This is a genomic window from Selenomonas sp. (genome assembly GCF_052169755.1).
GTDB lineage: Bacteria > Bacillota > Negativicutes > Selenomonadales > Selenomonadaceae > Selenomonas.
In genome coordinates this window covers 1-4,546 of record NZ_JBQNBV010000147.1, presented here as the reverse complement: position 1 = coordinate 4,546, position 4,546 = coordinate 1, and the positions used below count along the sequence as shown (strand labels likewise).

At 57.8% G+C, this 4,546-nt stretch carries 5 protein-coding genes; all 5 read left to right on the top strand.

Annotated features, from left to right (window positions below; genetic code table 11):
- The first annotated feature begins 119 nt into the window (after nucleotides 1–119).
- Nucleotides 120–1,118 carry a nucleoid-associated protein gene (locus ACTTKG_RS09225; RefSeq protein ID WP_442673914.1) on the top strand — a complete coding sequence of 333 codons (999 nt, stop codon included), beginning with the start codon at nucleotides 120–122 and terminating at the stop codon, nucleotides 1,116–1,118.
- A gap of 224 nt (nucleotides 1,119–1,342) precedes the next feature.
- Complete coding sequence (gene hflX / locus ACTTKG_RS09220) at nucleotides 1,343–3,229, top strand: GTPase HflX (protein ID WP_442673913.1); 1,887 nt, start codon at nucleotides 1,343–1,345, stop codon at nucleotides 3,227–3,229.
- Between the two features lie 69 nt (nucleotides 3,230–3,298).
- Nucleotides 3,299–3,652, top strand: a complete 354-nt coding sequence (locus ACTTKG_RS09215) for an NADH-quinone oxidoreductase subunit A (RefSeq protein ID WP_442673912.1) — start codon at nucleotides 3,299–3,301, stop codon at nucleotides 3,650–3,652.
- Nucleotides 3,643–4,146 (top strand): NADH-quinone oxidoreductase subunit B, encoded by a 504-nt coding sequence (locus tag ACTTKG_RS09210; RefSeq protein WP_442673911.1) that lies wholly within the window; start codon nucleotides 3,643–3,645, stop codon nucleotides 4,144–4,146. Before ACTTKG_RS09215 ends, ACTTKG_RS09210 begins: the two co-directional genes overlap by 10 nt.
- A 1-nt stretch (nucleotide 4,147) precedes the next feature.
- The coding region (locus tag ACTTKG_RS09205) for an NADH-quinone oxidoreductase subunit C (RefSeq protein WP_442673910.1) at nucleotides 4,148–4,546 on the top strand (399 nt) is incomplete at its 3' end.

Genomic DNA, 4,546 nt, shown 5'->3' with positions numbered 1-4,546 from the left:
CTATAAGCCGTCGTAATGTCATATAGACTACCGCCGGTGTTTTCTGCTAGAATATAAATAAATATATAGGAAGCGGACAAGAAGAAATCTCGCGTTCGTTTTTCAACAGGCGGTGCAATATGATTATCATTGACAAGGCGGCGCTTCATATCCTTGATGCGGCAGGTTCATCGCTTCTTTCGGCGGCGGAGCTGCCGCTTTCCGATGAGACTTCGGCGTATCTTGCCGCGCATATCGAGCGCAGTCGGAAAAGCCCCGATAAGAAAGAGGGGACGTTTTACGAGGACAGCGAGTGTAAGAGGGAGATGGAGATTTATCTCGCAGGGGAGAAGGACTTCCTCTCATTTTCGCGCGTGCTGGCGGAATCTTTCCTGCGCGCTTTTTCTCATGCGGAGGAAGCGGCGAGTCTGCTGCTCTTTGTGCTTGAAGCGCACGAAGATGAGCGGCGTGAGCTTGTCGTATTTCTTTGCCGCAGTCATGCAGGCTTTTCGCCCGCCGTCGTCGATACGGAGGGCGGGCTTTCGGCGGAGCTTAGTGCTTGCGGCTCCCTTTTGCCGAGCGCTTCGGCGAGCATGGACGAGTTCGCTTTCATCGACCTCTCGACGCTCGCCGTTCATGTGCGTGCCAGACGCTATACGATTGACGGCAACGCTATCTTCGTCCTGCCCGAGCTTGTCTTAGAGTGCGGGCAAGCGCCGTCGGCGCGCGAGGCGCTGAAAAAGGCGAGCGATACGGCGAAGAAAATCGCGGAAGCCTACGGCGGCGACGCCATAGAGACGGCAGCTGCCGTCAAGTCTTTCATCGCCGACGAGCTTGCCGAAAAGGATGCGGTGAACCCCCTGGAAGTCGGCCGCGCGGTGTTCAAGGAAAGCCCCGCCATGCAGGCGGATTACGAACAGGCGATCCAAGAAGCCGGTTTCGCTGCGCCCGTGGAGATGGATAAGGAATCTGTCTTAAAGAAGATGAAGATCCATAAACTCAAGACAGATACGGGCATCGAGCTGACGATCCCGACGGATTATTTCGACAATACGGATTTCATCGAGTTCCGTCAGAGCGAGGACGGAACGATCTCTATCACGCTCAAGCAGATACAGAACATCGTCAATCGCGGGTAAAGGCGTCGGTTTTTGCTAAGGGGCAATGATGCAAAATGCGCGTGATGGCGGATACTCATATATTGATTTCGGCAATATGGGGGAGCAGTACGCTGTTTCGAGGCGGTGTCCTGTTCGAACTGCGGCATGGTATGTATGCAGGACATGGATGCTCTATGACGCATTTTTGGTATGGCGCGGCTGAAGATGATGACAGCGGCAGAGTTTGTAATGGGTGAAATGTCATGAAGAATAAAAAAATCCAAGGCGAGATGCAAAACCTCAAACCGCATATCATGCGCCGCCTTGAGAGTCTCTATGATCTCAGCGTGCCGGTCGGGCAGCTTTCGACGAGGGAACTGAATGAGCAGCTTTGCGCTGTTACGGAGGAGATCGGGTGCGAGGTCGCCGTCTATATCGACCGCAAGGGGCGCGTCATCGAGGTTTCCGTCGGCAATACATGGACGGTTGATCTGCCTGCTGTCGACGCACGCTCGGAGGTGCGCCTTTCCGGCGTGCGCTGCATCCATACGCATCCGAGCGGTGATACGGAGCTGAGTGATCCCGACATCTCGTCGCTTCGCCGCCTGCGCTTCGACGCGATGGCGGCGATCGGGCGTCTTGCCGGTGAGATCGTCGGCTGCATGGGCTTTTTTACGGGCGAGAAAGATGACGACGGCACGCCGCGAGTGCAGCTTTTTGGTCCCGTTCGTGCGGATCTTTTGAACCGCGTCCGATTGACGCCGCTCATACAGAGCATCAACAAGCGGCTGGCGAAGGAACGCACGCAGGCGACCGCCGACGAGGAGGAGCGCGCCGTGCTTGCAGGGCTTGATGCAGCCGCCGTCGGCGCGGCGTGGACGACGGAGGATTCGCTTGCCGAGCTTTCGGAGCTTGCGCGCACGGCGGGCGCGGTCGTCGTCGGCAGCTTCATCCAGAAGAAGGCGCGTCCCGATCCAGCGCTTTTTCTGGGGCGCGGCAAGATCGAGGAGATGGCGATGTTTATGCAGAACGAGCGTGCGACGCTCGTCATCTTCGACGATGAGCTTACGCCGTCGCAGCAGAGGAATCTTGAGATGGCGCTCGGCGTGAAGATCCTCGACCGCACGGCGCTGATCCTTGATATCTTCGCGCAGCGCGCCCGCACCGCGGCGGGCAAACTGCAGGTCGAGCTGGCGCAGATGAAGTACAGCTTGCCGCGCATTTTGGGGCAGGGGCTTGTGCTCTCGCGGCTCGGCGGCGGTATCGGCACGCGCGGTCCCGGCGAAACGAAGCTCGAAGTCGATCGCCGTCGCATCCGCCGCCGCATCCACGATATCGAAGGCGAGATCGTGCGCCTTGCAAAAGAGCGCAGTCTGCATCGCGGACGCCGCCGTGCTGCACGCATTCCGGTCGCCGCTCTCGTCGGCTATACGAACGCCGGCAAATCGACGCTCTTGAATGCGCTGACGGGCGCCGATGTTTTCGCTGAGGACAAGCTCTTTGCCACCCTCGACCCGACGACGCGGGCGCTTAGACTTGCGGACGGCCGCGAGATCCTCCTGACGGATACCGTCGGCTTCATCCAGAAGCTGCCGCATACGCTCGTGCAGGCGTTCCACGCAACCCTTGAAGAAGTCGTCGAAGCCGACTTGCTGCTGCACGTCGTCGATGTCTCGAATGAAGCCTCTGATTTTCAAATCGAAGCCGTCACCGAAGTTCTAAAAGAGCTTGGCGTCGCCGAAAAGCCCATGCTCTATGTGCTGAACAAGATGGATCGACTGACCGATGCGGGCGATGCGGGTGCAGGCGACGCGGCAGGCGGTTTTTCTGATGCAGGCGACGCCTTGCCCGCCGTCCGTCGGCTTCTGCGCGGTCGTGAGGGCTGTGCGATCGCTGCCAAGACGGGTGCGGGGCTTGCCGTGCTCTTAGAAAAGATCACGGACTTTTTCCGTGTCGGTGAAGTCGAGATGAAGCTTCATATTCCGTTCACGGAAACCGCTGTCGTCACAAAGCTGCATGAAGCGGGAACTGTCCTCGAAACGGGCTACGATGAGCATGGCACGCAGATTACCGTGCGTCTCTCGGAAGAAGCCGCTGCTCGCTTTCGCCGCTATCAGCGGCATTGCTCCCTTGACAAAGCCCCCGTGTAAATTTATACTAATAATTATCACAACTTATTAAAGCATAACTATAAGCTATTATAAAAAGGGGGAGTTTCTATGGGAGAATTCGGTGGCCTTGGGCTATTTCTCCTCGTGGCGATTGCGTTTCCGTTCATGGTTCTCGCGCCGGCGCGTCTTTTGCAGCCGCGTCAGCCGACGCCGGAGAAGCAGAAGCCGTATGAGTGCGGCGTCGATACGGTCGGGTCGAGCGATGTGCAGTATCATGTCGGCTACTTCCGCTATGCGCTCGCGTTTCTCCTCTTCGATGTCGAAACGGTGTTTCTCTTTCCTTGGGCGGTTTCTTTCAACCGACTCGGACTTTTCGCATTTTTGGAAATGTTTGTCTTTCTTGGAATATTGGCACTCGGTCTTTGGTATGCGTGGAGGAAGGGGGATCTCGCATGGAAGTAGTGGAGCTGGTTCCTGCCGCGCTTAGGGAAAATGTGATTGTGACTTCGGTCGATGCGGTGTTCAAGTGGGCGCGTTCGCGCTCGATCTGGCCGCTCGCTTCGGGGCTTGCGTGCTGTTCCATCGAGATGATGGCGACGGCGGCTTCGCGCTTTGACATCGCGCGTTTCGGTTATGAGGTCTTTCGTGCGGGGCCGCGCCAGTCGGATCTTTTGATCGTCGCGGGCACGCTGACGTGGAAGATGACGCCGCCTTTGATTCGTCTGTATGAGGAGATGCCCGAGCCGAAGTATGTCATCGCGATGGGCAACTGCAACATCCACGGCGGGCCTTTCACGGATTCTTATGCGACGGTTCCGTGTCTTGACGAGGTGCTGCCCGTGGATCTCTACCTGCCGGGCTGCCCGCCGCGTCCCGAGGCTCTGATCGACGCGATGATCAAGCTGCGCGACAAGATTCGGCATCCGGAGCGCGCGAAGCGGACGGGGGTGCGGTAAGATGAGGACAACGACGTATTTTTCCAAGGAACGGCTCAAGACGCTCGTTGAGATTTTCCCCAAGGCGACGTTCGATCAAGAAGCCGAAGAGCCGGCGCTCTTTGTCAATGCCGCCGATCTTCTCGCCGTACTGCGCGCGCTCAAGGAAAAGGAGGGGTTCGACCGTCTTGGCAATCTCACGGCGGTCGATTGGAAGGATCATATCGACATGGTCTACCACCTCTATAATATGGAAGAGAACGTGAAGCTCGAAGTCAACGTCGCACTGGAGAGCGCCGCGCCCGTCATCGAGTCGGCGACGGCGGTCTATCCGGGGGCGGAGTTTGAGGAGCGCGAGGTCTACGACTTGATGGGCGTCGATTTCCGAGGGCATCCCGATCTTCGGCGCATCTTGATGCCG

Bases quoted from the DNA above. Each gene is read 5' to 3' on its own strand.
- ACTTKG_RS09225 (WP_442673914.1), top strand. From the start codon at position 120: ATGATTATCATTGACAAGGCGGCGCTTCATATCCTTGATGCGGCAGGT.
- hflX (WP_442673913.1), top strand. From the start codon at position 1,343: ATGAAGAATAAAAAAATCCAAGGCGAGATGCAAAACCTCAAACCGCAT.
- ACTTKG_RS09215 (WP_442673912.1), top strand. From the start codon at position 3,299: ATGGGAGAATTCGGTGGCCTTGGGCTATTTCTCCTCGTGGCGATTGCG.
- ACTTKG_RS09210 (WP_442673911.1), top strand. From the start codon at position 3,643: ATGGAAGTAGTGGAGCTGGTTCCTGCCGCGCTTAGGGAAAATGTGATT.